This is a genomic window from Rhizobacter sp. (assembly GCA_021153565.1).
GTDB lineage: Bacteria > Pseudomonadota > Gammaproteobacteria > Burkholderiales > Burkholderiaceae_C > Albitalea.
The window spans coordinates 11749-35137 of sequence record JAJKJU010000235.1 but is presented as its reverse complement, the minus strand read 5'-3'; the positions used below and the strand labels follow the sequence as shown (position 1 = coordinate 35137).

Below are 23389 nucleotides of genomic sequence, written 5' to 3'. Positions count from 1 at the left end.
CAAAGCGCAGCCATAGCTTGGCTATGGCGAGCATTTGCAACGACGAGCAGGGGTCTTTTGGCGTGATGAGCGGGCATGATCGAAAAACTCTCAGCCTCTGAGGCAATGAACACCATCCCCGCCAAGGCGCAGGAAGTGCTGGACTTCTGGTTCGGAACCGAGGGCGCAGTGCGGCCCGAGTGGTTTCGCAAGGACCCGGCTTTCGACGCGGAGATCCTGCGTCGATTCGGGCTGCTGATCGACGAGGCCGTGGCGGGCGGACTGACCGACTGGCAGCGCGACGCCCGCTCGGCGCTTGCGCGGATCGTGCTGCTCGACCAGTTCACCCGGAACACGCGACGCGATCGGCCGGATGCTTTTGCGGGTGATGCGCTGGCCTTGGCCGCGGCACGTCAAATGGTCGCTTCAAGGCAGGACCTGTCGCTCACGCCTGTGCAGCGCGGCTTCGCCTATCTGCCCTTCGAGCACGCCGAAAGCCTCGCTGCCCAGGATGAATCGATTCGACTCTTTACCGCCCTCGCCGCAGAAGCACCCGATCAGATGGGCCTGCTCGACTATGCACGGCGTCATCGCGCCATCGTCGAGCGCTTCGGCCGCTTCCCCCATCGCAATACCGCACTCGGACGTCCATCGACTGGGGAAGAAATCGAATTCCTCAAGCAACCTGGGTCTGGCTTTTAAGACCCACCTCTTTCATGGTCTTGTATTGGCTCTCCCCTCTGGGGAGAGGTTGGGTGAGGGGCTGCGGTAATGGCAACCCATGGCTTTATTCACCGCCTACGGCCCTCACCCCAGCCCGCTGTGGCCCGCTTCGAAGTAATGCATTGCGGTTCCCTCTCCCCCGGCGGGGGAGAGGGTTGGGGTGAGGGGTCTCCCAAAGATCACGCCCATCTCCATCAAGGCAACCCGACGGCCTTCACCATCGCCCGCACCTGCTCGACCTCTCCCCGCCACCCGTTTGGTGATGAAGAAGGCGGGGTTGACGCAGGACAAGTTCATGGTTGCTCAGAGGCCCATGCCCCTCACCCCAGCCCTCTCCCCGAAGGGGCGAGGGAGCATACAGGCCAGATCTCCCCAGAGGTCACCAGAGATCCCCAGAGGGAGAGGGAGCGGAAGACCTTGAAAGGGGTGCTTTCAAGACCGCACTGCATAAAGTAGTTCCAAAGGCATTCTTGGCAAACGTTGATTCGGCAGCGGATACTCGCTACCCGTTTCCTCGACTTTCCGTCGACTCAAGGAGTCACTCATGTCACTACGCATCAACGACACCGCCCCGAACTTCACCGCGAAGACAACGCAGGGCAGCATCGATTTCCACCAGTGGATCGGCGACAGCTGGGCCGTTCTGTTCTCGCACCCGAAAGATTTCACGCCCGTGTGCACAACCGAACTCGGATACATGGCCAAGATCGAGCCGGAGTTCAGGAAGCGCAACGTGAAACTCATGGGCCTGAGCATCGACCCGGTCGAGAACCATGAACGCTGGTCCAAGGACATCGAGGAAACGCAGGGCTACGCGCCCAACTACCCGATGATCGGAGACAGCGACCTTCATGTTGCGAAGCTTTACAACATGCTGCCGGCCGAAGAGACGGGCACCTCGGAGGGCCGCACGGCCGCCAACAACGCCACCGTGCGCTCGGTGTTCGTTATCGGGCCGGACAAGAAGATCAAGCTCAATCTCACCTACCCGATGACCACCGGACGCAATTTCGACGAAATCCTGCGGGTCATCGATTCGCTGCAGCTGACGGCGCAGCACAAGGTGGCGACTCCTGCGAACTGGAAGCAGGGCGAGGACGTGATCATCGTGACCTCAGTCAACGATGAAGAAGCGAAGAAGCTGTTCCCGGCGGGATGGAAGGCGCCGAAGCCGTACCTGCGCATCGTGAAGCAGCCCGGGAAATAATTGGGCCCCCCAGTCGCTGCGCTCCTGCCCCCGAGGGGCGCCACCCAGCGGACCGGCAAAGCCGGCTCCGCGGGCATTGCTTGATGTGCGCTTGCTGCGCTCGCTTGAGGTCGATCGATCGCTTGGACCTCGGCGCATGTGCCCCAGATACCCCTCAACGGGGCGCCACCCAGCGGACCGGCAAAGCCGGCTCCGCGGGCATTGCTTGATGTGCGCTTGCTGCGCTCGCTTGAGGGGTCCGGTCGCTTCGTTCGCTTGAACTCAGCGCATGTTGCCGGTATGCCCCAGCGAATACCTGCCGGGCTGCGGCCACACCGTCAGACCGTGCGGCTCCTTGCCGACCGGGATGATGGAGACCTTGCCGCTGGTGGTGTCGAACACATACACCACGTTGTCGTAGCGGCCTGACAACCAAAGCTGCTTGCCGTCGTCGCTCACGTTGCCCATGTCAGGGCTGCCGCCTCCGGGAATCGGCCACTGCGCCACCACCTTTTGCGTGGCAAAGTCGATCACCGACACGCTGCCCATGCCGCGCGCCGCGCCGTGGATCTTGTTGGACCCGCGGTTCGCCACGTACAGCGACTTCCCATCACGGCTTGGGTACAGGCCGTGAGTGCCCTTGCCAGTCTTGATGAACCCGGTTTCCTGGAAGCTCGGGCCGTCGACCACGAACACCCCGTCGGCCATCATGTCGGCCACGTAGAAAGTCTTGCCGTCAGGCGACACGCGGATGTCCTGCGGCATCTTGCCCTTGGACAGCTTGAGGTAGCCCATCACCTTGCGGTTCACCAAGTCGATCTTCACCAGCTTGCCAGTGAACTCGCAGGTGAAGATGGCCCATTTGCCGTCGATGGAAAAGTCGGCGTGATTGATGCCGTCGCATTCGGGCGCATCGATCGACGATTTCATCACCATCGTCTTCGGGTCGCGAAAGTCCAGCCGCTTGAAGGCCTCGGCCACGACGATGGCTTCCTTGCCATCGGGCGTGAAGTACATGTTGTAGGGGTCGTCGACCTTGATGGCCTTGCCGGGCTTGCCGGTGCGCGGGTCGACAGGAGTCAGGCTGCCGTTGGGCGTGTTCTCTGCATTGTTGGCCACCCAAAGCGTCTTCAGGTCCCACGAGGGCACGACGTGCTGCGGATTCACGCCCACGCGGAACTTGTCGACCACCTTCAGCGTCGCCGGATCGATCACCCAGACGTCGTTGCTTTGCAGGTTGGGCACGTAGACCCGCGGCAGGTGGCCTTTCACGGCCTCGCTCAGCTTGCCGCTGCCGATCTCGCTGTACAGATTTGTCGGGTCAGTCACAGCCGGCATGCCCGGCACGGTGTCTACCGGGCCCGCGGCGAAGGCGGCCTGGCATGCGACAGCGCTCAACAGCGCGGTGAAACGAAAATTCACAGGGGAACTCCTCAAGAGAATGCGGATTCTTGCACCACCGGCAACGTCCGCGGCAAGCGGGGGATTGATCCCGCTCAATGGCGAGCCAGATGGCGCTTGATGGCTTCGATGCTTCGTCCAACGATCAGATCGACGCCCAGTTGACCGGCCTCGGCAGTCGATGGCCGGGGGTCACCATACACGCCCTCGGCGGCGCCGAGTGACGAGCTGTGAAGCCGGTCGGCGCGGACCAGCTGCGGATCGACCGCGAGTGCGAGCGATGTGTCCAGCGCGCCGGCGTGTGTGCCGATCTCCGCATCCTTCATTCCTTTTCTCTTGAGCGCCTGCTTGTAGTCGGTGTCGAGGACCTGGTAGTACTCCTGCAGCGCATGGACGCGGACCGGCGTGGCTGCCCATTCCTTGTCGAGCTTGTCCGCCACGCGAACCATGTTCTTCTGATAGCCGCCATGGTCGCCGATGAACACGATGTCCTTGAAGCCATGTTGGCGAAAGCTTCGAGCCGCGTATTCAAGCGTGGTTTCGAAGGCCGCGTCGGGGATGGAAATGGTGCCGGTGAACCGCATGTGGCCAACCGGCGGATTGATCGAACCTTCGGGCACGTAGGCAATGGTCGGCGCCACGACCGCATGACCAAGACCGGTGGCGATTCTTCCCGCCAGCACGCGGGCGCGAACGTTGTGCTTGCCGAGCACCATCGCTGGCCCGTTCTGTTCGGTGCCGCCAATGGGCACGATGATGGTCGTGGCGCCGGCCTTGATCTGGTCGCGCAGTTCAGTCCAGGTCAGTTCTTCGATATAGACGCTGGCAGCCGACGCAGCCAACGAACAAGCAGCAAGAACGAAGGCGAAGAGACAGCGAGCAAGGAGGATCATCACATGAGTGCAAAGTGAGAGTGCCGGCATCTTAGGACGTGGACCTTATTCCGGGCCATGTTCTTACGGGCCCCACAATCAGATTCATGCCCGAACCGTTCAAGAACCTTCTCAACGCCACGGTCGTTCGCGACATGGCTTCGCGCCTGGAGAAGGCGTGGCCGGATTTCCACTCGAAGAAATTCGAACGCATCGCGCTCGCCGGGCTCGACGAGCTTGAAATGAAGGCGCGGGCGATGCACATCACAACCGCGTTGGAGGCCACGCTGCCAGCTGACTTCTTGGTCACCTGCGACATTCTTCAATCCGCGATCAAATCCGGTCTCGCTCGCTGGGCGCTCTGGCCGGTCGGCGAGTACGTGGCCCGCCGAGGCCAAGCTGTGCCCGAACGCGCGTTCGAGGTGCTGCACACACTGACCCAGGGGTTCACTGCCGAGTGGGCCATCCGGCCCTTCATCCTTCAACACCCTGCCCTGACCTTCGCCACCCTCGCGCATTGGGTGAACGATCCAAGCCCGCATGTGCGGCGCCTTGTCAGCGAAGGCAGCCGCCCCCGCCTGCCCTGGGGCATGCAGTTGAAGTCGCTCATCGCCGACCCGTCCCCGACATTGCCGCTACTCGAAGCGCTGATGGACGACGAAAGCGACTACGTGCGCAAGAGTGTCGCCAACCACTTGAACGACATCGCCAAGGACCACCCCCACCTCGTGGCCGATTGGCTCGCGAAGCACCTGCCCGACGCCTCGCGCGAACGACGCGCCCTGCTGCGGCACGCGAGCCGCAGCCTGATCAAGCGGGGCGACAAGCGTGTGCTCGATGCCTTCGGGCAAGGCGCGAAGTTCCACGGTGAAGCGGCTTTTTCGATCGCACCGGAGCGCATTGCGCTGGGCGATGCGATCACCCTGGACATCCGCCTGAAACCTGCGGGCAAGAAGGAGCAGTCGCTCGTCATTGACTACGCCATCCATCACGTCAAGGCCAATGGCAGCACCGCACCCAAGGTATTCAAGGGCTGGACGCTGGCGCTGCCGCCCGCCGAGTCTCGCGATCTGCGCAAGACCCACACCATCAGGCCGATCACGACCCGTCGTTATTTCAGCGGCACGCACCGTGTCGAATTGCTGGTCAACGGCCGCGTGGAGGCTGAAGTGAGCTTTTATCTGCGGTGTTGAAAGTGATCGAATCCTTGCGGCAACATCCCCTTACGCCACGGATGTGGCGCCCGGCGAGGATGTCGTCATCTCGAACGGCACGGGCTCGACAGAAAGGTTGGAACATGAAGACGGCACGAGGCTCGGCACGGGCACTGTTCATCAGCGCATTCGCAGCATCGCTGGTCGCGTCATGCGGCGGCGGGGGCGGCGACGCAGGCACCCCTCCTCCCCCGCCGCCTCCGGCCAGCACGGACACGACGCCGCCCACCGTCACCCTGACGGCTCCAGCCAATCTCGCGACGGGCTTGTCGGGCATGGTGTCGTTGACCGCAACGGGTGCCGACGACGTGGGCGTGATGTCCATCGAGTTCCAGGTAGACGGCGTGACGATCGCGACGGACACCACGCCGCCCTATGCCGCGAGCATCGACGCGAACGCTTATGCGGCCGGGCAACACATCGTCCGAGCACGCGCCCACGATGCAGCGGGCAACACGAGCCCCTGGGGTTCCGCCACGGTCCAGGTGGCGGGCACGGCCAGCGTCGACGCGAGTTTCACCAAGAACGAGTCGTGGGTTTCGGGCCTCGGTTCATCCACCGCTTTCGCGCAAGCGCCCGACGGACGCATCTTCGTCGCGGAGCAAGGAGGCAAGCTGCGTGTCGTCAAAAACGGGTCACTGCTGCCGGCGGCGTTTCACATCTTCACCGTGGATTCGGCTGGAGAGCGTGGGCTCCTGGGCGTGGCCTTCCACCCGAACTTCACGACCAACGGCTACGTGTATGTCTACTACACGTCCACGACCGGCGGGGCTCACAACCGCATCAGCCGGCTGGTGGCGAGTGGCGACGTCTCCAACGGCACCGAGGTGATCCTCGCCGATCTGCCCGCGTTGTCGGCGAGCGCCACCAACCACAACGGCGGTGCCATTCACTTCGGCACCGACGGCAAGCTCTACGCAGGTGTCGGCGACAACGCAAACGGTGCGAAGGCACAGGACGTGAACGACCCATTCGGCAAGATGCTGCGTTTCAACGACGATGGCAGCATCCCGAGCGACAACCCCTTCTGCACCACCGCAGCGACGCTCAAGTGCGCAGTCTGGGCGTACGGCCTACGCAACCCCTTCACCTTCGCCGTGGAAGCCGGGACGGGGCGCATCCACATCAACGACGTGGGGGAAAGCACCTGGGAAGAAATCGACGTAGGCGGTGCCGGCCTCAACTACGGCTGGCCCACGTCGGAAGGCCCCGACATGACGGCTGGATTCGCGGCTCCGCTCTTCACCTACAAGCACAGCGAGGCCACGCCCGAAGGCTCCGGCCCCGGCGGGTTCTTCACAGGCTTCGCCATCGCCGGAGGCGCGTTCTATCCGGCAAGCGGGCAATTTCCGGCGGCTTATCGAAACAACTACTTCTTCGCGGACTACGGGAGCAAGTGGATTGGGAGATTGGACCCTGCCAACGGCAATGTGGCCTACGCCTTTGCGAACATCGCAGGGAATCCAGTGGACATGATGGTGGGGGCCGATGGGGCCCTCTATGTGCTGACGCAGGGCGGGTCGATCACGAGGATCAGTGCTTCTTGATGGCGCGGCCTCAGAGGCTGAGAGTATTTCGATCATGCCCGCTCATCACGTCGAAAGACGCCTGCTCGTCGTTGCAAATGCTCGCCGTAGCACGAGCTATGGCTGTGCTTTGCGCCTAGATCAGGCGCCTTTTGACGCGCTGCTCGGACACGCTCGAAATACTCTCAGCCTCTCACCTCGGCCAATCGGCAGTTTCATGACGGCCCTGTCGGGCCACTATGGCCAACTAAAACCGCAAAAAATCGGCTTGGTCCCGAATGCACCGAAAATACGGGCTCGGTGCACTTCACCGCCCGTCTTTTGGTCCCTGGTTCCCAGCTTCAAATCGCAACATGACAACCATCCTGCAGCACCTCCCCACCGGCCAGAAGGTCGGCATCGCGTTCTCCGGCGGCCTGGACACCAGCGCTGCACTTCACTGGATGCGCAACAAGGGCGCCGTACCCTATGCCTACACCGCGAACCTGGGGCAACCCGACGAACCGGACTATGACGACATCCCCCGCCGCGCGATGCAGTACGGCGCCGAAAAGGCCCGACTGATCGACTGCCGTGCGCAGCTGGTCTCCGAAGGCATTGCCGCGCTGCAGTGCGGCGCTTTCCACATCTCGACCGCTGGCGTCACGTACTTCAACACCACGCCCATCGGGCGCGCCGTGACCGGCACCATGCTCGTGGCCGCGATGAAAGAGGACAACGTCGACATCTGGGGCGACGGGTCCACCTTCAAGGGCAATGACATCGAGCGCTTCTACCGTTACGGCTTGCTGACCAACCCTGCGTTGCGCATCTACAAGCCCTGGCTCGACCAGGCCTTCATCGACGAACTGGGCGGTCGTGCCGAAATGTCGGCCTTCATGACCAAGGCGGGCTTCGGCTACAAGATGTCGGCAGAGAAGGCGTATTCGACCGACTCGAACATGCTGGGTGCCACGCACGAGGCCAAGGACCTCGAGCACCTGAACAGCGGCATGACCATCGTGCAGCCCATCATGGGCGTGGCCTTCTGGCGCGACGACGTCGAAGTCAAGCGCGAGACGGTGACGGTGCGCTTCGACGAAGGCCAGCCCGTCGCGCTGAACGGTCGCGAGTTTGCAAGCGCCGTCGACCTGCTGATGGAAGCGAACCGCATCGGCGGACGCCACGGCCTGGGCATGAGCGACCAGATCGAGAACCGCATCATCGAGGCCAAGAGCCGCGGCATCTATGAGGCCCCGGGGCTCGCGCTGCTGTTCATCGCCTACGAGCGCCTGGTGACCGGCATCCACAACGAAGACACCATCGAGCAGTACCGCGAGAACGGACGCCGGCTGGGCCGCCTTCTCTATCAGGGCCGCTGGTTCGATCCGCAGGCCATCATGCTGCGCGAAACTGGGCAACGCTGGGTGGCGCGCGCCATCACCGGCGAAGTGACGATTGAACTGCGTCGCGGCAACGACTACTCGATCATGAACACCGAGTCGGCCAATCTGAGCTACAAGCCCGAACGGCTGACCATGGAAAAGGGCGCATCCACCTTCTCGCCGCAAGACCGCATCGGCCAGTTGACGATGCGCAACCTGGACATCGAAGACACCCGCAACAAGCTTGCGACCTACACCGCTGCAGGCTTGCTGCTGCCAGGCAGCGGCTCCGACCTGCCCCGCATCAAGAACGAAGAGTGAGCCTCATGACCATCGACAAGATTCAAGCCACCGTCAACACGCGTGCCAACGTCTATTTCGACGGGAAGTGCGTCTCTCACAGCATCGAACTGCCCGACGGCACGAAGAAGAGCGTGGGAGTGATCCTGCCTTCGACGCTCAAGTTCAACACTGGCGCCCCGGAAGTGATGGAACTGGTGGACGGCGAATGCCGCGTGCGTCTGGCTGGCTCCGAGACCTGGGCGACGTATGCGGGCGGCCAGTCATTCGATGTTCCCGCCAACTCATCGTTCGACATCGAGACGACCAAGACGCTGCATTACGTCTGTCATTTCGCTTAATGACTCCCTCCTCCGCGCCACGCCGTCCGCCCTGCCGGGGCTGAAACGGACCGCTCCATAAGACCAAAGGACCAAAGAAATAGGCCGCTGCACATGCAGCGGCCTTTTCTTTCTAGGACTTGAGCCGGTGACTAGCCGGCCCTGCTTCAGGCCCCCGCCCTTTGAAGCTTGGCTGCCAGCGCTTGTGACAAGGTGTCGGCGCTGTCTTGCAAATGGGCCCGGGCTTCGGGGCCCAGGCCATTGCGTTTGGATGCGGCATTGATACGCACGAGCAGCGATTGCGCCTGCGAACGAACCAGACTGCGCGCATCGGCGCGGCTGAGGCTCGACGGGCGCAGCACCATGTTCGCCACCCGGTTCACATGCTCGCGCTGCAGTTCGCGACGAAGTGCGGGAATATCGCCGCCAGTGGCGAGTTCGCTCCACACCGACTTGTCGAGGCGCCCATAAAGCTCCAACAAGTGCATCGAATCCTTCGGAGACTTCTGTTCGCTGTCCAGCAGGCGCGAGGCAACGCTGTCGCTCAACAACTGGTTGATCACGCCACGCTGAAGTTCGATCACCTGCGAAGCGAGCGAGAAGTCGGTCGCCGCCGCCGATTCGCCCTGGAAGACCGCGTCGGTGCGTTCCTGGTAGTCGACAGTGAGCTTGCGCTGCAGCGTCGCCGACAATTTGAAGCTGTCGGCCGACAGGAAGCCGGTGGCGAGAATGTCGAGCGCGGCGCGCTGGTCGTTGCCGGGTACCGGCGCGAGCGGGTCGCGGCCGCTGCCCGAATGATCGCGCAGGGTACGAACGCCGCCAATCTGACGGGTGAGCGCATTGGCGGCCCGGAACATGTCACGCAGCGCGAATGAGACCGAGCGACGCAGCACCGAGTAGTCCTGGTCGGCGGCAAGCTGCCGATGTTCCTGGCGGACGAGCACGTCGCGGGCGATGGCCAGGCGCTTCCTGGCGAAGGCGATCACGTCCGAACCGAGGTCGAACTGCAGGGATTCTGGGTCGACGCCGAGGAAGTTGTCTTCGTCGGTGCCGTAGGCCAGTTGCGGCTCGGCGCTGCGAGAGGCGATCTTCGACAGCTCGGCGTCTTCCTTGCCAATCTCGATCGGCTTGTAGGCGTATTCGATGGCCCAGTAGTCATAGGGGCCAAGCGTCGTGTTGAACGGTGCCGGTTGCTTGTCCTTGGGCGTGCCGGGCGCGGCGAGGTTGACCGCCGCGTACTCCATCACAGAGCCGGTGATGCCGTGCTCTGCCGTGAAGGCCGGGTCGGACAATTGCTTGTCGTTGTAGATGCGCGACGACCGGAAGTTGTGGCGCAGGCCGAGGGTGTGACCCACCTCGTGCATGGTCACGTCCTTGAGATAGTCGTAGACGAACTTCTCGGCTTCGGGACTCGACGGGTCGATGTCGCCTCGCGCTTCAAACACGTCCATCGCGTAGCTCAACTGCTCAGCCGCCTGATCGGCGAATTCGCAGAAAGCGATGGATCGGCCACGCAATCCAGTCGCCGCGTGGTCATGGTCAGCCTCGCCGGATTCGCCGCTCGCCCTGGCCGTCAATACCTGCGAACGCAGCGCGCGAAGGTTGCGCGAGGACAGGCTTTCGACGCCAATGTCGGCATCGAGGATCTCCCCGGTGCGCGGGTCGACATGGGTCGGCCCGATGGCGCCGAAGCTCGTTCCCGAGTTGGTCATCCAACGGATGGAGGCGCGACCGAAATCGAGCGTGTCCCATTCGGCGTCTTCGGGCTGCACTTCGACGCGGACCGCGTCCTTGAAGCCGATCTTTTCAAAGGCCTTGTTCCACTCCAGCACACCTGCCGTGATGGGCGCACGGTACTTCTCGGGAATCGTCTTGTCGAGCCAGAAGGTGATGGGCTTGACCGGCTCCGACAGCGCCGCAGTCGGGTCTTTTTTCTCCAGCCGCCAACGGTTCACGAAACGCTGGCGCGGCGTGCGCGCCAGGTCGTCGCTGAAGTCCATGATCGCGCTCGTGAAGTAGCCCACGCGGGCATCGGCCTTGCGCGGCTTCATGGGCTGCTCGGGCAGCTTGGCAAGCGAGTAATGGAAAGTCATGAACATGCTGCGCGGATCGGCCAGCGATCGGGGCACGCTCGGGCCTGCGCTGCCCATGCCGGCCGACGGCGACTGGATCGAGCCGGTCGCGAAATGGTTCATGACTTCAAGCACCACGAGGTCCGGCGTGGCACGTACCGCCGTAATGGCCGAGTTGCGGGTGTCGAGCGAATATCCCTGGTGGTAGCGGCGCTGCAACTGCGTTCCAGTGCCGAGCATGTCGTTCACGAAGAGGGCATTGGCCTCGACGAGAATGGACTTGCGCTCCGGATGAGGTTGGCTCAGCACGCTTGTACTGGCAATCAGACTCGGCGAGAAGGCGGCATCCACGGCACGGCCGGTGGCCGTGTTGGCCTTGGCGACGAACTCAGTGTTCTTCGCCAGCATCTGCAGGTTGTTGTGGATGCGACGGAATTCGATGACGACTTCCTCGCCCATCAGCCCGCCATAGAACGAACCTTCGCCAATGCCGGTCTTGGCTTTTGGCGACATGAAAAATGGCGTGTCCAGGTCAGACGGCGTCAGCTCGAGCCAGACCTTGTCGTCCTTCTGCCAAAGCGTGAACAAACCGTCGATCCGCTTGGCGTCCTTGATGACCTCGGCGAAGGGCTTCAGCCCACTGGAAGCCGCTGCTGCCGCCGTGGCCGCAGCGCTCCCTTTCGGTGCGGACGCGCTCGTTGCAGGTGACGGGGCCGAAGCCGCAGACAGCACCGCGCCCACGCGACTTTCTGCCTCTCTCGCTGGTGCTGACGTGTGCGCACTCGGCACACTCGCACAACCGGCGAGCATGGCGATCAATAACGGAGAAGCGAAATGCGCACAGCCGGCGCGCGGCGATTTGAGATGCTTCATGGCGACCGCAAAAGTACAACGAGGGCGATCGAAGCATCGTTCGTGCCGCCCTTCTGCGCCCGACTCGGGTCAGATTGGTGACAAGATTTTGCAGCCAGTGACTGCAGGTGTCATCCGTAGAAGTCCGCCTGCGTCACCGTGAAACTATTTCAAAGCCTTGAATCGGACTCGCTTCGGACGCGCTCCTTCCTCGCCGAGGCGCTTCTTCTTGTCGGCTTCGTACTCTTGATAGTTGCCGTCGAAGAACACCCATTTCGAGTCGCCTTCACAGGCAAGAATGTGAGTGGCGATGCGGTCGAGGAACCAGCGATCGTGGCTGATGACCATGACCGTTCCCGCGAATTCCAGCAACGCATCTTCGAGCGCACGCAAGGTTTCAACGTCAAGGTCGTTCGACGGTTCGTCGAGCATGAGGACGTTGCCGCCGCTTGCCAGGGTCTTGGCTAGATGTAGCCGGCCCCGCTCACCGCCCGACAGGTTGCCCACGAGCTTTTGCTGGTCATTGCCCTTGAAGTTGAAGCGCCCGAGGTAGGCGCGCGAGGGCATCACAAACTTGCCGACCGTGATGTTGTCGAGGCCGCCGGAGACATCCTGCCAGACGGTCTTGTCGCCCTCCAGGCTCTCTCGACTCTGATCCACGAAAGCCATCTTCACTGTCGGGCCGATCTTCACGTTGCCGCTGTCCGGCTTTTCCTTTCCCGAAACCATGCGGAACAGCGTCGACTTGCCGGCGCCGTTCGGGCCGATGATGCCGACGATGGCGCCCGCCGGCACTTTGAAGCTCAGGTCGTCGATCAGCACGCGGTCGCCAAAACTCTTGCTGACGCCTTCGAACTCAATCACTTCATGGCCCAGGCGGTCTGCCACAGGAATGAAGATTTCATTGGTTTCGTTGCGCTTCTGGTATTCGACGTCCGAAAGTTCCTCGAAACGAGCCAGACGCGCCTTGCTCTTGGCTTGGCGGCCCTTGGGGTTTTGGCGAACCCACTCGAGCTCCTTCTTCATCGCCTTGGTGTGGGCGTCTTCGCTCTTCTGTTCCTGCTCGAGGCGTGCCTCCTTCTGCTCCAGCCAGTTGCTGTAGTTGCCTTTCCAGGGAATACCCGATCCACGGTCGAGTTCGAGAATCCACTCTGCCGCGTTGTCGAGGAAGTAGCGATCGTGGGTGATGGCCACCACGGTGCCGGGGAATCGGCCCAGGAACTGCTCCAGCCAGTCGACCGACTCGGCATCCAGGTGGTTGGTGGGTTCGTCGAGCAGCAGCATGTCGGGCTTGGACAGCAGGAGGCGGCACAGTGCGACTCGACGCTTTTCACCGCCAGACAGCAGGCCGATCTGAGCTTCCCAGGGCGGCAGGCGCAGGGCGTCGGCGGCGAGTTCGAGTTGCAGGTCGGTGTTTTCCGAACCGGCCGCGGCAATGATGGCTTCGAGTTCGCCCTGCTCTGCGGCGAGCTTGTCGAAGTCTGCGTCAGGCTCGGCGTATTCGGCATAGACCTCGTCGAGGCGGGCCTTGGCAGCCAGCACGCCGCCGATGCCCTGCTCCACGGCGTGGCGCACAGTCTGGTCGGGGTCGAGGTGGGGTTCCTGAGGCAGGTATCCGATCTTCAGGCCCGGCATCGCGACGGCTTCGCCTTCGATGTCATTGTCGATGCCGGCCATGATTTTGAGCAGCGTGGACTTGCCCGACCCGTTCAGACCCAGCACGCCGATCTTGGCGCCGGGGAAGAAGCTGAGGGAGATGTTCTTGAGGATCTGGCGCTTGGGCGGAACGATCTTGCCCACGCGATTCATCGTAAAAACGTACTGAGCCATGCTTGGTCCTGTGACGGTCTGAGCTTCAAAAGGGGACGCCTTGGGGGCGAATGGACCGAGGGGCTTCGGCCTGGTGGCCGGCAGGAGCCGGCCCCCCACGGGATTGCTCATTATCGCAAGGGTGGGGACATTCCTTGTGGCCAACACGAAAGGCGGGAGACAAATACACGGTCGCACTGGTCCAGCCGCATCGCCGCGGTCGTGTGCTGTGGCCGTCAGCCTGAGCTGGGCCTGCCACCGGGCGTGTGGATCGGGTTGGCATCCCCTTTGCGCTGGCGGGCCTTGGTATTTTGTCGATCAGCACCAGAAAGCCAGGGCGTTTCAAATCCGCTAGGGGCAGTATCCAAAGCTACAATCCGCCCACCAGCGCAGACTCAGTCACTTCGCTGTCGTCACTTTCGACGCGAGCCATAGCCTCACCAGAGCGCGCTCATCCTCACCCCTCTGCCTGCGACTGGCGCTCCAAGTACGAGCGACAGGCCGATCTCTGTTGGACCCCTCCATGTCTTTCGACTCCCTCGGCCTCGCCGAGCCGCTGCTGCGTGCCGTGCACGAACAGGGCTACACCGTTCCCACCCCCATCCAGGCCCAAGCCATCCCTGCCGTCCTTTCGGGCGGCGATCTCCTCGCCGGCGCACAGACCGGCACCGGCAAGACTGCCGGCTTCACGCTGCCGTTGCTGCAGCGCCTGTCCTCCACTGCCTCAGTGCGCGACGCCAAAGGCCGACTGCCCATCCGCGGGCTCATCCTCACCCCTACACGCGAACTGGCCGCGCAGGTCGAGGAAAGCGTTCGTACCTACGGCAAGTACCTCAAGCTCAGCTCAATGGTGATGTTCGGCGGGGTCGGCATGCAGCCGCAGATCGACAAGCTGCGCAAGGGTGTCGACATCCTCGTCGCCACACCGGGCCGATTGCTCGACCACGCGCAACAGCGCACGCTGGACCTGAGCCACATCGAGATCTTCGTGCTTGACGAAGCCGACCGCATGCTCGACATGGGCTTCGTGCACGACATCAAGAAGGTGCTGGCACTCGTCCCCACGAAGAAGCAGAGCCTGCTTTTTTCTGCGACCTTCAGCGATGAGATCAAGAACCTGGCCGACCGTCTTTTGAACAAGCCGGCGCTGATCGAAGTGGCGCGCCGCAACCAGACGGCCGAACTGATCGTACAAAAGGTCCACCCGGTGGGCCGCGAGATGAAGAAAGACCTTCTGATCCATCTCATCAAGAGCAACGACTGGCACCAGGTGCTGGTGTTCACGCGCATGAAGCACGGCGCGAATCGGCTGGTCGAGCATCTAATTAAGGCCGACGTGAGCGCGATGGCGATTCACGGCAACAAGAGCCAGAGCGCACGCACCAAGGCGCTCACCGACTTCAAGAGTGGCGAGCTGCGCGTGCTGGTTGCCACAGACATTGCCGCGCGCGGCATCGACATCGACCAGTTGCCGCACGTCATCAACTACGAACTGCCCAACGTGCCAGAAGACTACGTGCACCGCATCGGCCGCACCGGCCGCGCTGGCGCGCAAGGCGAGGCTGTCTCGTTGGTGTGCGTGGACGAAGAAGGCTTCCTGCGCGACATCGAGAAGCTCATCAAGCGCGAAATTCCGAAGGAGACCATTACCGGCTTCGCGCCGCATCCCGGCGAGAAGGCCGAACCGATCGTGCTGGGTCGCATGGTGATCGGTGCGGGCGCGGGGCGCGGTGGCCATCGCCATTCGAATGGCGGCGGTGGACGTGGCGGCGATCGCGCCGGCCACCTTGGATCGGATGGACGCAATGGCGGCGGCGGCAACGGTGCACGTCAGGGTGGACAGCAGGCTCGCGGCGGACAGGATGGTCGTCGCGACGGCCGTCCGGCGCAGCCAGCACGTCACGGGCAAGCACACGGCAGCAAGCCGGCTCCGACTGCGCCCGCTCGTGCAGCGCCCCACCAAGCGGCTCCTCGCCAAGCCGCAGCACCGGCACCGCAAGGCCAGCGATCTGAAGCGCGGCGCGACGGCGCGAAGCCGATGCCGCGCCTGACGCAGCCGAAGCGTTGAGGCCACACCCCCTCACGCCGGGGTGACAAAAATCACCCTGCGTAACCGTTCGCGGGCCGTTGGCCTTCAATGCATTCAGCCGACCAATGCGTGCTGGTGTTCATGTCTTCGACATAGCGCTGCGCGTCGCTCAGGCACCTCGAAACGGCGATGACTCGACGGTCTCGCCCGTCTCGGCCGGTTGACGCACTGATGTTGGTGCTGCTCGACTTCAGCGGGTGCGCAGCCTTCGCCGCAGCGTCTGCATCGCCCGCAGCCAATCGCGGCAAACATTGCGGCATGGCCGGCTTGCGCAGCCTGGACGATCAGCGATGGCACCGTCTCGAGACTGTCCGGCGCCGGATTTCGTCACAGTCAAGCGTTTGCTTTCATCTCGATGCGTCTCGACACAGCCCTTGCAGCCTCGAGCGACTAGGGTCGCAGGCTGGAGGTTTTCCGAATGAGCAATACATGGCGCACTGCCTGGCATGGGCAGGACATCGTCGTTTACCGCGACGAAACCGAGGTCGACCGCGTGAGTGCTTCGCAAATCGAACGTGTGGTGTTCGTGTACGAAGGCAGCGGCGAGTCGCCCGGCGATTTGCTGCACGCCGTCGTGGAGACGGCAGAAGACTGTCTGATATTTCCTGCGGAGACGGGGTTTTCCGGCCGCATCAACTTCGAGCGGGTCGATTACTGGGCCGGACGCGGCTGCGTCTATTGGGTCCATCAGTCCCATGCGCCGTTGCCAATGCGCCTGCGGCGGGGTCGATGGTGGCTTCGGCTGTCGAGCGGTCCGGCGTACACGCGCTTGCCTCGTGGCGAAGTGGCTCCGCTGGTCGACCACTGGCCAATGGAAGGTCCTCAAACCTGGGATCAACGCAAGTGGCGACGCATCGAACGCAGCCGGCCATTTGCCGCCAAGCACGACGATCCGGGTCATCATCAGCAGCGGGCCTGACTCTCAGGCAGCAGTCAGACAAATTCATTCCACACCAAAAAACAAACCCGGCCGAGGCCGGGTTTGTTTGCTGCTTGGACGCTGATTAGGCGGCCGGAGCGCTGGCGGCCTTCTTGGCCTTGCTGTGCTTCTTGGCAGCCTTGGCCTTCTTGGCGGGCTTTTCAGCAGCGGCTGAAGCCGCTTCGGCCGTGGCGGCCGGGGCGGTCGCCTTGCCGGTGGCCGGAGCCGAAGCTTGCGCGAAAGCGCCGAGAGAGAAGGTGGCAGCGATCAGGGCAGCGATGAGTTTGGTCATGGTGATCTCCTTGGAATTCGGTTGGACAGAGGTAGAGCCGAAAGCTCCGAGGCACAACGCAGCCTGAACGAGGCCGGTTGACAGCTTTCTTCAAGCCATAAAAAGTGGATGCGATCGAGACTCGTGGAGGCGCAGAACGGGTGTCACGCAGCAGTCGACGGCCCCGAAAAAACCGGTCCAATGGGTCAGAGGATGCGCGGCACATACCCCGGCCACCTCAACTTTGAACGCCATCGCCGCGGCTGAGAGGCTGAGAGTTTTTCGATCCTGCCCGCTCATCACGCCAAAAGACCCCTGCTCTTCGTTGCAAATGCTCGCCATAGCCAAGCTATGGCTGCGCTTTGCGCCTAGATCAGGCGCCTTTTGACGTGCTGCTCGAACACGGTCGAAATACTCTCAGCCTCTGAGCCGGGGTGTTCACTCGAAGCGCCCCTCTCGCAGCCACTTTGTCGCGACCCATTTCTCGCCTTCGAGCACCGGCGCGCCGCCGTGCAAGGACCGAGTCATGGGGTGCGGCCGGTCGTAGCTGAAGAAGATCGCGTTGCCCTTGATCGGACCCACTTCAAAGTTCACGTCTGGGAAGGTTGTGGCACCGCCTCGAGCGGGCGTATTGAGGTACATCACGAGCGTCGCGACACGCTGGCCGCCACGCTTCAGGATGCTGGGCGTGCCGGAGTGCGCCGGGTCGAAATAGTCGTAATGAGCCTTGTACTCGGCACCTGGCCGATAGCGCAGCACCTGCAAGCCTTCACCGTTCTCGAGGGGCCATTGCAGCAAGGCAGCGATGCGTGCCTCGATGCGCGCGCATACAGCGTTCTCTCCGCGGTTGAAGAACATGCCTTCGCTCGTGCGTGACGCATTGACTTCGCTGCCGCCGGTGTCGAGGTGAACGGTCTCGGAGCGCGCGAGCCGCTTGGTCGCCAGGTCCACCATCTCGTCGCATTCGTCGTGTGACAGCAGCCCACCAAACACGACGACGCGGGGATTGCGCATGCTGCTCAGTATCTGCACTTCGCGGTCGCCCGCCTTCACCACCACCTCGCCTGCCATCATGAGCGGTTCGGGCACCACCACCGGCACGGGCAGGCCGTTGGCCTTGGCGTGGTCCACGAGGAAGCCGCGCAGGGTTTCTTCGAGTGCGACGACTGCGACCTCTTCCTGCCAGCCACTGTCGATCATGGACTTGAGCACGGCGTCAGGCGGTTGGCCGGCCTGCGCCTGAGCCACGATCCACTGCCTGAGTTCGGGGGTGACCTGCTGAGTCTGCATCATCTGGCGATTTTGCCGGATGTGGCTGGGCTGTCGACTACGAATTCGAAACGAATCGGACAGACTTCACGCGTTGAACGCATGCGCCCTTTTGCCGTGCAGCAGGCGGGGATTCACCAATGTCGCCGCAACCCATCAGAAACACATCGTTGCCGCAGGCAACAAATTGCAGCAGCATTGACGGGCCGCAGGTCGGCGATGGGGTGGTTGCTGCGGACGATCAGGCTTCCAGCCTGCGCCTGAAGACCAGGCGGTCGGGCTCAGAGACCGCGGCGTCGAAGGCATAGCCGTCGAGGTCGAACCTCTCGAGCTTTCTGGGCGTGGCGATGCGATGCATCACGGCATAGCGCGCCATCAAGCCGCGCGCCTTCTTGGCGAAGAAGCTGATGATCTTGTACTTGCCGCCCTTCCAGTCCTCGAACACGCAATCGATGACGCGCGCCTTCAAGACCTTGCGGTCGGCGGCGCGGAAATATTCCTGCGATGCGAGGTTGACGATGATTGGCGACTGGCTCTCGGCCACGTGCGCGTTCAGGTACTCGGCGATGGTGTTGCCCCAGTACTCATAAAGGTTCTTCCCGCGCGCAGTCGCGAGCGATGTGCCCATTTCGAGCCGGTAAGGCTGCAGCTTGTCCATGGGACGCAGCACGCCGTACAGGCCCGACAGTATCGCCACGTGCTGCTGCGCCCAAGCCAGTTCGTCTTCACCGAGCGTCTTCGCATCTAGCCCGTCGTACACGTCGCCGTTGAAGGCCAGCACAGCCGGCTTGCTGTTCTTTGCCGTGAACTTCGGCGACCACGCTGCGTATCGGTCCACGTTGAGCGCAGCAAGAGGTTCGGACAAATCCATCAACTCCGCGATCTGCGCAGTGTTCTTGGTCTTGAGAATGTCGATGAGCTCGGACGATTGCGCAATGAATTGCGGCGTCGTGGCGTTCTTGTTCGAAGCGGGAGTCTCGTAGTCGAGCGACTTGGCGGGTGAAAGTAGATAGAGCATGCCGCGGATTATCTGGGGCACTGCAAGGTGGGCAAATCGAAGCGTGGCCCCTTCCTGATTGCACCGCTCACCTGAAATTCCGGCTCTTGCTCACCAGCCCCTGCAGCAATTCCGAATGATCGATGAGCCTGGAGGCGACGAGGTGCATCACGTCACCTTCGCGCTGCCATTGCCCATAGACGGTGAGCATTGTGGAGCCGAGCAAGGCCCGACGTTGCGACTCGACGACAGCAGGCCAGACGATCACGTTGACGGCGCCAGTCTCATCTTCGAGCGTGACGAAGACCGTGCCCTTCGCAGTTTCTGGGCGCTGGCGATGCGTGACGAGGCCGCTCGCGCGTGCGAGGCGGCCGTTCGGGTAGGTGCGCAGGACCGCCGCCGGCTGCACCTTGAACGCCGACAACTCCTCGCGCAGCAGCGACAAGGGATGCCGATTGAGCGTCAGGCCGAGCGCCCGGTAGTCGGCAAGCGTGTTTTCGACTTCACTCGGCGCTTCCAGCACCGCGGGCACCTCATGCACCCGCGTGGACGACAGCATCTCGGTAGGACGGGTGTCGATGCCCGCCACCGCCCAAGCCGCCTGATGGCGGTTGCCGGTGAGCCCTTGCAGCGCATCGGCCTGCGCAATCACTCGCAACTCATGAGCATTCAAACGGGCCCGTCGAGCCATGTCTTCGATGGTGGTGAAGGCCTCTTCGTTGCGCGCATCGACGATGCGCTTGCCAGCGTCTTCCGACAAGCCGCTGATGCGATTGAGGCCGAGCCTCACGGGCGCCAGAGGCGCATGATGGTCGTGCGGATCATCGGTCGCGGCCACACCTTCGAGCACGCAGTCCCACACGCTCACCCGCACATCCACCGGCAGCACCGTCACGCCATGCTCGCGTGCATCGCGCACCAGTTGCGCCGGCGCATAAAAGCCCATCGGCTGGCTGTTGAGCAGCCCCACCAGAAATGCGTCGGGGTGATGGCACTTGATCCAGCTGCTGTCGTAGGCCAGCAGTGCAAAGCCTGCCGCGTGACTCTCCGGGAAGCCATATTCGCCGAAGCCTTCGATCTGCTTGAAGATTCTTTCGGCATAGACGCGGTCATAACCCTTCTCCTCCATGCGCCCCACCAGCCGCTCGTGAAACGGCCCGAGCCCGCCCTTGCGCTTCCACGCCGCCATCGCTCGGCGCAAGCGGTCGGCTTCGCCGGCGGTGAAGTCGGCCGCCAACATTGCGATCTGCATCACCTGCTCCTGGAAGATGGGCACGCCTTTCGTGCGCATGAGCGCAGGGCGTATCTCCTGCGGGCAATCGATCTCTTCGTCGCGCAGCTTGCGGTTGTGCAGATACGGGTGGACCATGCCCCCTTGGATCGGCCCGGGCCGCACGATGGCGACTTCGACCACCAGGTCGTAGTAGGTGCGCGGCTGCAGCCGCGGCAGCATGCTCATCTGCGCTCGGCTTTCGATCTGGAAGACACCCACCGTGTCTGCCCGGCAGATCATGTCGTATGTCGGCGTGTCGTCGTCCGGAATGTCTTGCAGCCGGTACACACGGCCCAGCTTCTGCCCCACGAATTCGAGCGAACGACGCAGCGCGCTCAGCATGCCGAGGGCGAGGATGTCCACCTTGATGAGCCCCAGGGCATCTAGGTCGTCCTTGTCCCATTGCACGACGCTGCGCTCGGGCATGGCCGCGTTCTCGACCGGCACGAGCTGCTCGATCTGATCGCGTGCAATGACGAAGCCGCCCGGGTGCTGCGACAGGTGCCGCGGAAAGCCGATCAACTGATGCGTGAGCTCGACCCACAGCCGCGTGATGGGCGCATCGGGATCGAAGCCGTTTTCTCGCAGGCGCTCGGGACTGATGCTGCGCCCGTCGAACCAGTGCTGCCCCTTCGCAACTGCATCGATGCGCTGCAGGTCGATGCCCAGCGCCCGGCCCACGTCGCGCACCGCTGAACGCGGCCGGTAAGAGATGACGACTGCGGTCAGCGCAGCGCGGTGCCGTCCGTATTTCTTGTAGATGTACTGGATGACTTCTTCTCGCCGCTGGTGCTCGAAATCAATGTCAATGTCGGGCGGCTCGTTGCGCTCGGCGCTGATGAACCGCTCGAAGAGCAGCGACGCGCGGCGAGGGTCAACCTCGGTCACTTCAAGGCAATAGCAGACCAGCGAGTTGGCCGCACTCCCGCGGCCCTGGCACAAGATCTTCTGCGCCCGCGCCCAGCGAACGATGTCGGCCACGGTGAGGAAGTAAGGCTCGTAATTGAGCTGGCGAATCAATGCAAGCTCATGCTCGATCTGTCGCTGCAGGTCTTGCGGAAGGCCATTCGGAAAGCGCTTGGGTACACCCGCGTAGGTCAGATTGCGCAGATGACTCGTCGGCGTCTCGCCCGGCGGGACGATTTCTTCAGGGTATTCGTACTTGAGTTCGGACAAGGAAAAACTGCAGCGTCCGGCCAGCGCCAGCGTGTTCGCAAGCCATTCCGGTTCGTACAGTGCAGCCAAGCGACCGCGCGAACGCAGATGCTGCTCGGCGTTCGGTTCGAGCTGCAAGCCGCATTGCGCCACAGACATGGAAAGCCGCGTGGCAGTGAGCGTGTCCTGCAGCGGCTTGCGCGAACGCACATGCATCAACACGTCGCCGGCGGCCACGATGGGCAAGCCGGTGAAGTCGCAGACGCGCCGCACCACGTCCAGCAAGTCGTCGTCACCGGCACGATGCAGAAGTTCGATCGCGATGAAGGCGCGCTCTTGGAACCAGGTCTTGAGCCACATCGCGTGTGCGAAGACCTCTTCGAAGGGCTGCGATGCATCCGGCACGAGCAGCGCGAGGCAATCGGGCAAGCCGGTCAGCGTCGGCGCGTTCGGCACCCTGCCTTCGACATCCGTCGGGTGTGCGAGGTAGCTGCCCTTCTCGGTGCGACGACGCGCCACCGTGATCCAGTGCGCGAGGTTGCCGTAGCCTCGCCGCGTTTGTGCGAGCAGCACGATTCGCGCATGGGGCGTGCCGCTTTCTGCCAGCGTGAGCCGCATCTCGGTGCCGATGATCAGGTGCAGCTTCAGTCGCTCGGCTTCGGTGTGCGCTCGCACCACGCCCGCGACCGAGCATTCATCGGTGATGGCGAGTGCGCTGTAGCTGAGTTCTTGCGCGCGCTCGACCAGCTCTTCGGGGTGAGAGGCACCCGTCAGAAAACTGAAATTGCTCCGGCAATGGAGTTCGGCGTAGGGTGGGAGCAACATCGCTGCGGCCACTGGATTTCGAGCTTGAATGGTACTGTATATCCATCCAGTGATTCCGCCAGCGGTGGGGACACTTAGAGGCTGAGAGTTTTTCGATCATGCCCGCTCATTACGCCAAAAGCCCCCCCTGCTCGTCGTTGCAATTGCTCGCCATGGCCAAGCTATGGCTGCGCTTTGCGCCTAGATCAGGCGCCTTTTGACGTGCTGCTCGGACACGTTCGAAATACTCTCAGCCCCTTAGACTGTCCATCGAAGATTTTCACGTACCCCTCCGAACAAATAAGCAACCCACTTCACCCAGGACAAACCATGCAACTCATCGGCATGCTCGACTCACCCTACGTCCGCCGTGTGGCGGTCTCCCTCAGGCTTCTTGGCCTCCCTTTCGAACACCGGTCGATCTCGGTGTTTCGCAACATCGAGCAGTTTCGCGAGATCAATCCCGTGGTGAAAGTGCCCTCCCTCATCTGCGACGATGGTGAAGTGCTGATGGACTCGACACTCATCCTCGACTACGCGCAAGCCCTGGCGGCACCACGACGCAGTCTGATGCCGACCAGCATCACGCAGCGACAGCACGAATTGCGCGTGATCGGGCTGGCGCTTGCGGCGTGTGAGAAGTCGGTGCAGATCATCTACGAACGAGACTTGCGACCTGTCGAAAAGCAGCACGAACCTTGGATTCACCGTATCAACTGGCAACTTGCCGCCGCCTACGCCGCGCTCGAAGCCGAGCTGCAACGCCAGCCGCTTTCGGTCACAAGCGCAACGATTTCTCAAGCCGGTGTGACGACGGCCGTCGCTTGGCAATTCACGCACATGGTGCTGCCGGGTGTGGTCGATATTGCCGCGCATCCGGCGCTGCAAGCACACTCGACAAAGGCTGAGCAACTCGAGGAGTTTCTAGCCGCACCGCCGAAGTGAGAAAGACTGGCCCTATCGCCGCGATGACACATGATCCGGCACCTTCAAC

General features: G+C 62.7%; 17 protein-coding genes. 9 read left to right on the top strand and 8 right to left on the bottom strand.

Annotated elements, in window-relative coordinates:
- Positions 1-105 precede the first annotated feature (105 nt).
- Both AC30NL_RS15190 and AC30NL_RS15185 read left to right on the top strand, forming a co-directional pair.
- Positions 106-681, top strand: a complete 576-nt coding sequence (locus AC30NL_RS15190; RefSeq protein WP_489464840.1) for a DUF924 family protein — start codon at positions 106-108, stop codon at positions 679-681.
- A gap of 565 nt (positions 682-1246) precedes the next feature.
- The gene (locus AC30NL_RS15185) at positions 1247-1909 is read left to right on the top strand and encodes a peroxiredoxin (protein WP_489464839.1); all 663 of its coding nucleotides are present in this window, start codon (positions 1247-1249) and stop codon (positions 1907-1909) included.
- A 261-nt stretch (positions 1910-2170) separates the two neighbouring features.
- Here the strand turns inward: AC30NL_RS15185 and AC30NL_RS15180 are convergent, their stop codons facing one another.
- The gene (locus AC30NL_RS15180; protein ID WP_489464838.1) at positions 2171-3310 is read right to left on the bottom strand and encodes a YVTN family beta-propeller repeat protein; all 1140 of its coding nucleotides are present in this window, start codon (positions 3308-3310) and stop codon (positions 2171-2173) included.
- A 74-nt stretch (positions 3311-3384) separates the two neighbouring features.
- The gene (locus tag AC30NL_RS15175) at positions 3385-4182 is read right to left on the bottom strand and encodes a creatininase family protein (protein WP_489464837.1); all 798 of its coding nucleotides are present in this window, start codon (positions 4180-4182) and stop codon (positions 3385-3387) included.
- Positions 4183-4268: 86 nt separating this feature from the next.
- On the opposite strand from AC30NL_RS15175, the gene AC30NL_RS15170 reads away from it, so the two are divergent.
- The 4 genes from AC30NL_RS15170 (at position 4269) to ppnP (ending at position 8906) form a co-directional block, all read left to right on the top strand.
- A complete protein-coding gene (locus tag AC30NL_RS15170; RefSeq protein ID WP_489464836.1) occupies positions 4269-5354 on the top strand; it encodes a DNA alkylation repair protein in 1086 nt (361 codons plus the stop codon).
- A 104-nt stretch (positions 5355-5458) separates the two neighbouring features.
- Complete coding sequence (locus AC30NL_RS15165) at positions 5459-6922, top strand: PQQ-dependent sugar dehydrogenase (protein WP_489464835.1); 1464 nt, start codon at positions 5459-5461, stop codon at positions 6920-6922.
- A 332-nt stretch (positions 6923-7254) separates the two neighbouring features.
- Positions 7255-8586 carry an argininosuccinate synthase gene (gene argG / locus AC30NL_RS15160; RefSeq protein WP_489464834.1) on the top strand — a complete coding sequence of 444 codons (1332 nt, stop codon included), beginning with the start codon at positions 7255-7257 and terminating at the stop codon, positions 8584-8586.
- A 5-nt stretch (positions 8587-8591) separates the two neighbouring features.
- Positions 8592-8906 carry a pyrimidine/purine nucleoside phosphorylase gene (ppnP, locus tag AC30NL_RS15155; RefSeq protein WP_489464833.1) on the top strand — a complete coding sequence of 105 codons (315 nt, stop codon included), beginning with the start codon at positions 8592-8594 and terminating at the stop codon, positions 8904-8906.
- Between the two features lie 146 nt (positions 8907-9052).
- Here ppnP and AC30NL_RS15150 read toward each other — a convergent pair whose 3' ends face one another.
- Both AC30NL_RS15150 and ettA read right to left on the bottom strand, forming a co-directional pair.
- On the bottom strand, positions 9053-11830 hold the full coding sequence (locus tag AC30NL_RS15150) for a zinc-dependent metalloprotease (RefSeq protein WP_489464832.1): 2778 nt from the start codon (positions 11828-11830) through the stop codon (positions 9053-9055).
- Between the two features lie 144 nt (positions 11831-11974).
- Positions 11975-13639: an energy-dependent translational throttle protein EttA gene (ettA, locus tag AC30NL_RS15145; protein WP_489464831.1), complete on the bottom strand. Its 1665-nt coding sequence runs from the start codon at positions 13637-13639 to the stop codon at positions 11975-11977.
- Positions 13640-14141: 502 nt separating this feature from the next.
- Here ettA and AC30NL_RS15140 point away from each other — a divergent pair.
- Together AC30NL_RS15140 and AC30NL_RS15135 are read left to right on the top strand one after the other, a co-directional pair.
- Entirely contained in the window at positions 14142-15686 is a 1545-nt protein-coding gene (locus AC30NL_RS15140; RefSeq protein ID WP_489464830.1) for a DEAD/DEAH box helicase, read from the top strand.
- 439 nt (positions 15687-16125) lie between these two features.
- The gene (locus AC30NL_RS15135) at positions 16126-16626 is read left to right on the top strand and encodes a hypothetical protein (RefSeq protein WP_489464829.1); all 501 of its coding nucleotides are present in this window, start codon (positions 16126-16128) and stop codon (positions 16624-16626) included.
- Positions 16627-16711: 85 nt separating this feature from the next.
- On the opposite strand, the gene AC30NL_RS15130 is transcribed toward AC30NL_RS15135, so the two are convergent.
- From AC30NL_RS15130 to AC30NL_RS15115, 4 genes are all read right to left on the bottom strand, one after another.
- The gene (locus AC30NL_RS15130; RefSeq protein ID WP_489464828.1) at positions 16712-16918 is read right to left on the bottom strand and encodes a hypothetical protein; all 207 of its coding nucleotides are present in this window, start codon (positions 16916-16918) and stop codon (positions 16712-16714) included.
- Positions 16919-17335: 417 nt separating this feature from the next.
- The gene (locus tag AC30NL_RS15125) at positions 17336-18187 is read right to left on the bottom strand and encodes a 2OG-Fe(II) oxygenase (protein ID WP_489464841.1); all 852 of its coding nucleotides are present in this window, start codon (positions 18185-18187) and stop codon (positions 17336-17338) included.
- A gap of 220 nt (positions 18188-18407) precedes the next feature.
- The gene (gene yaaA, locus AC30NL_RS15120) at positions 18408-19184 is read right to left on the bottom strand and encodes a peroxide stress protein YaaA (RefSeq protein ID WP_489464827.1); all 777 of its coding nucleotides are present in this window, start codon (positions 19182-19184) and stop codon (positions 18408-18410) included.
- Between the two features lie 67 nt (positions 19185-19251).
- Positions 19252-22416: an error-prone DNA polymerase gene (locus AC30NL_RS15115; protein WP_489464826.1), complete on the bottom strand. Its 3165-nt coding sequence runs from the start codon at positions 22414-22416 to the stop codon at positions 19252-19254.
- A 309-nt stretch (positions 22417-22725) separates the two neighbouring features.
- Between AC30NL_RS15115 and AC30NL_RS15110 the strand changes: the two genes are divergently transcribed.
- On the top strand, positions 22726-23340 hold the full coding sequence (locus AC30NL_RS15110; RefSeq protein ID WP_489464825.1) for a glutathione S-transferase: 615 nt from the start codon (positions 22726-22728) through the stop codon (positions 23338-23340).
- Positions 23341-23389 lie beyond the last annotated feature (49 nt).

Bases quoted from the DNA above. Each gene is read 5' to 3' on its own strand.
- AC30NL_RS15140 (WP_489464830.1), top strand. From the start codon at position 14,142: ATGTCTTTCGACTCCCTCGGCCTCGCCGAGCCGCTGCTGCGTGCCGTG.
- AC30NL_RS15175 (WP_489464837.1), bottom strand. From the start codon at position 4,182: ATGATCCTCCTTGCTCGCTGTCTCTTCGCCTTCGTTCTTGCTGCTTGT.
- AC30NL_RS15150 (WP_489464832.1), bottom strand. From the start codon at position 11,830: ATGAAGCATCTCAAATCGCCGCGCGCCGGCTGTGCGCATTTCGCTTCT.
- ettA (WP_489464831.1), bottom strand. From the start codon at position 13,639: ATGGCTCAGTACGTTTTTACGATGAATCGCGTGGGCAAGATCGTTCCG.
- AC30NL_RS15130 (WP_489464828.1), bottom strand. From the start codon at position 16,918: ATGACCAAACTCATCGCTGCCCTGATCGCTGCCACCTTCTCTCTCGGC.
- ppnP (WP_489464833.1), top strand. From the start codon at position 8,592: ATGACCATCGACAAGATTCAAGCCACCGTCAACACGCGTGCCAACGTC.
- AC30NL_RS15125 (WP_489464841.1), bottom strand. From the start codon at position 18,187: ATGCAGACTCAGCAGGTCACCCCCGAACTCAGGCAGTGGATCGTGGCT.
- AC30NL_RS15190 (WP_489464840.1), top strand. From the start codon at position 106: ATGAACACCATCCCCGCCAAGGCGCAGGAAGTGCTGGACTTCTGGTTC.
- AC30NL_RS15110 (WP_489464825.1), top strand. From the start codon at position 22,726: ATGCAACTCATCGGCATGCTCGACTCACCCTACGTCCGCCGTGTGGCG.
- AC30NL_RS15185 (WP_489464839.1), top strand. From the start codon at position 1,247: ATGTCACTACGCATCAACGACACCGCCCCGAACTTCACCGCGAAGACA.
- AC30NL_RS15115 (WP_489464826.1), bottom strand. From the start codon at position 22,416: ATGTTGCTCCCACCCTACGCCGAACTCCATTGCCGGAGCAATTTCAGT.
- argG (WP_489464834.1), top strand. From the start codon at position 7,255: ATGACAACCATCCTGCAGCACCTCCCCACCGGCCAGAAGGTCGGCATC.
- AC30NL_RS15165 (WP_489464835.1), top strand. From the start codon at position 5,459: ATGAAGACGGCACGAGGCTCGGCACGGGCACTGTTCATCAGCGCATTC.
- yaaA (WP_489464827.1), bottom strand. From the start codon at position 19,184: ATGCTCTATCTACTTTCACCCGCCAAGTCGCTCGACTACGAGACTCCC.
- AC30NL_RS15170 (WP_489464836.1), top strand. From the start codon at position 4,269: ATGCCCGAACCGTTCAAGAACCTTCTCAACGCCACGGTCGTTCGCGAC.
- AC30NL_RS15135 (WP_489464829.1), top strand. From the start codon at position 16,126: ATGAGCAATACATGGCGCACTGCCTGGCATGGGCAGGACATCGTCGTT.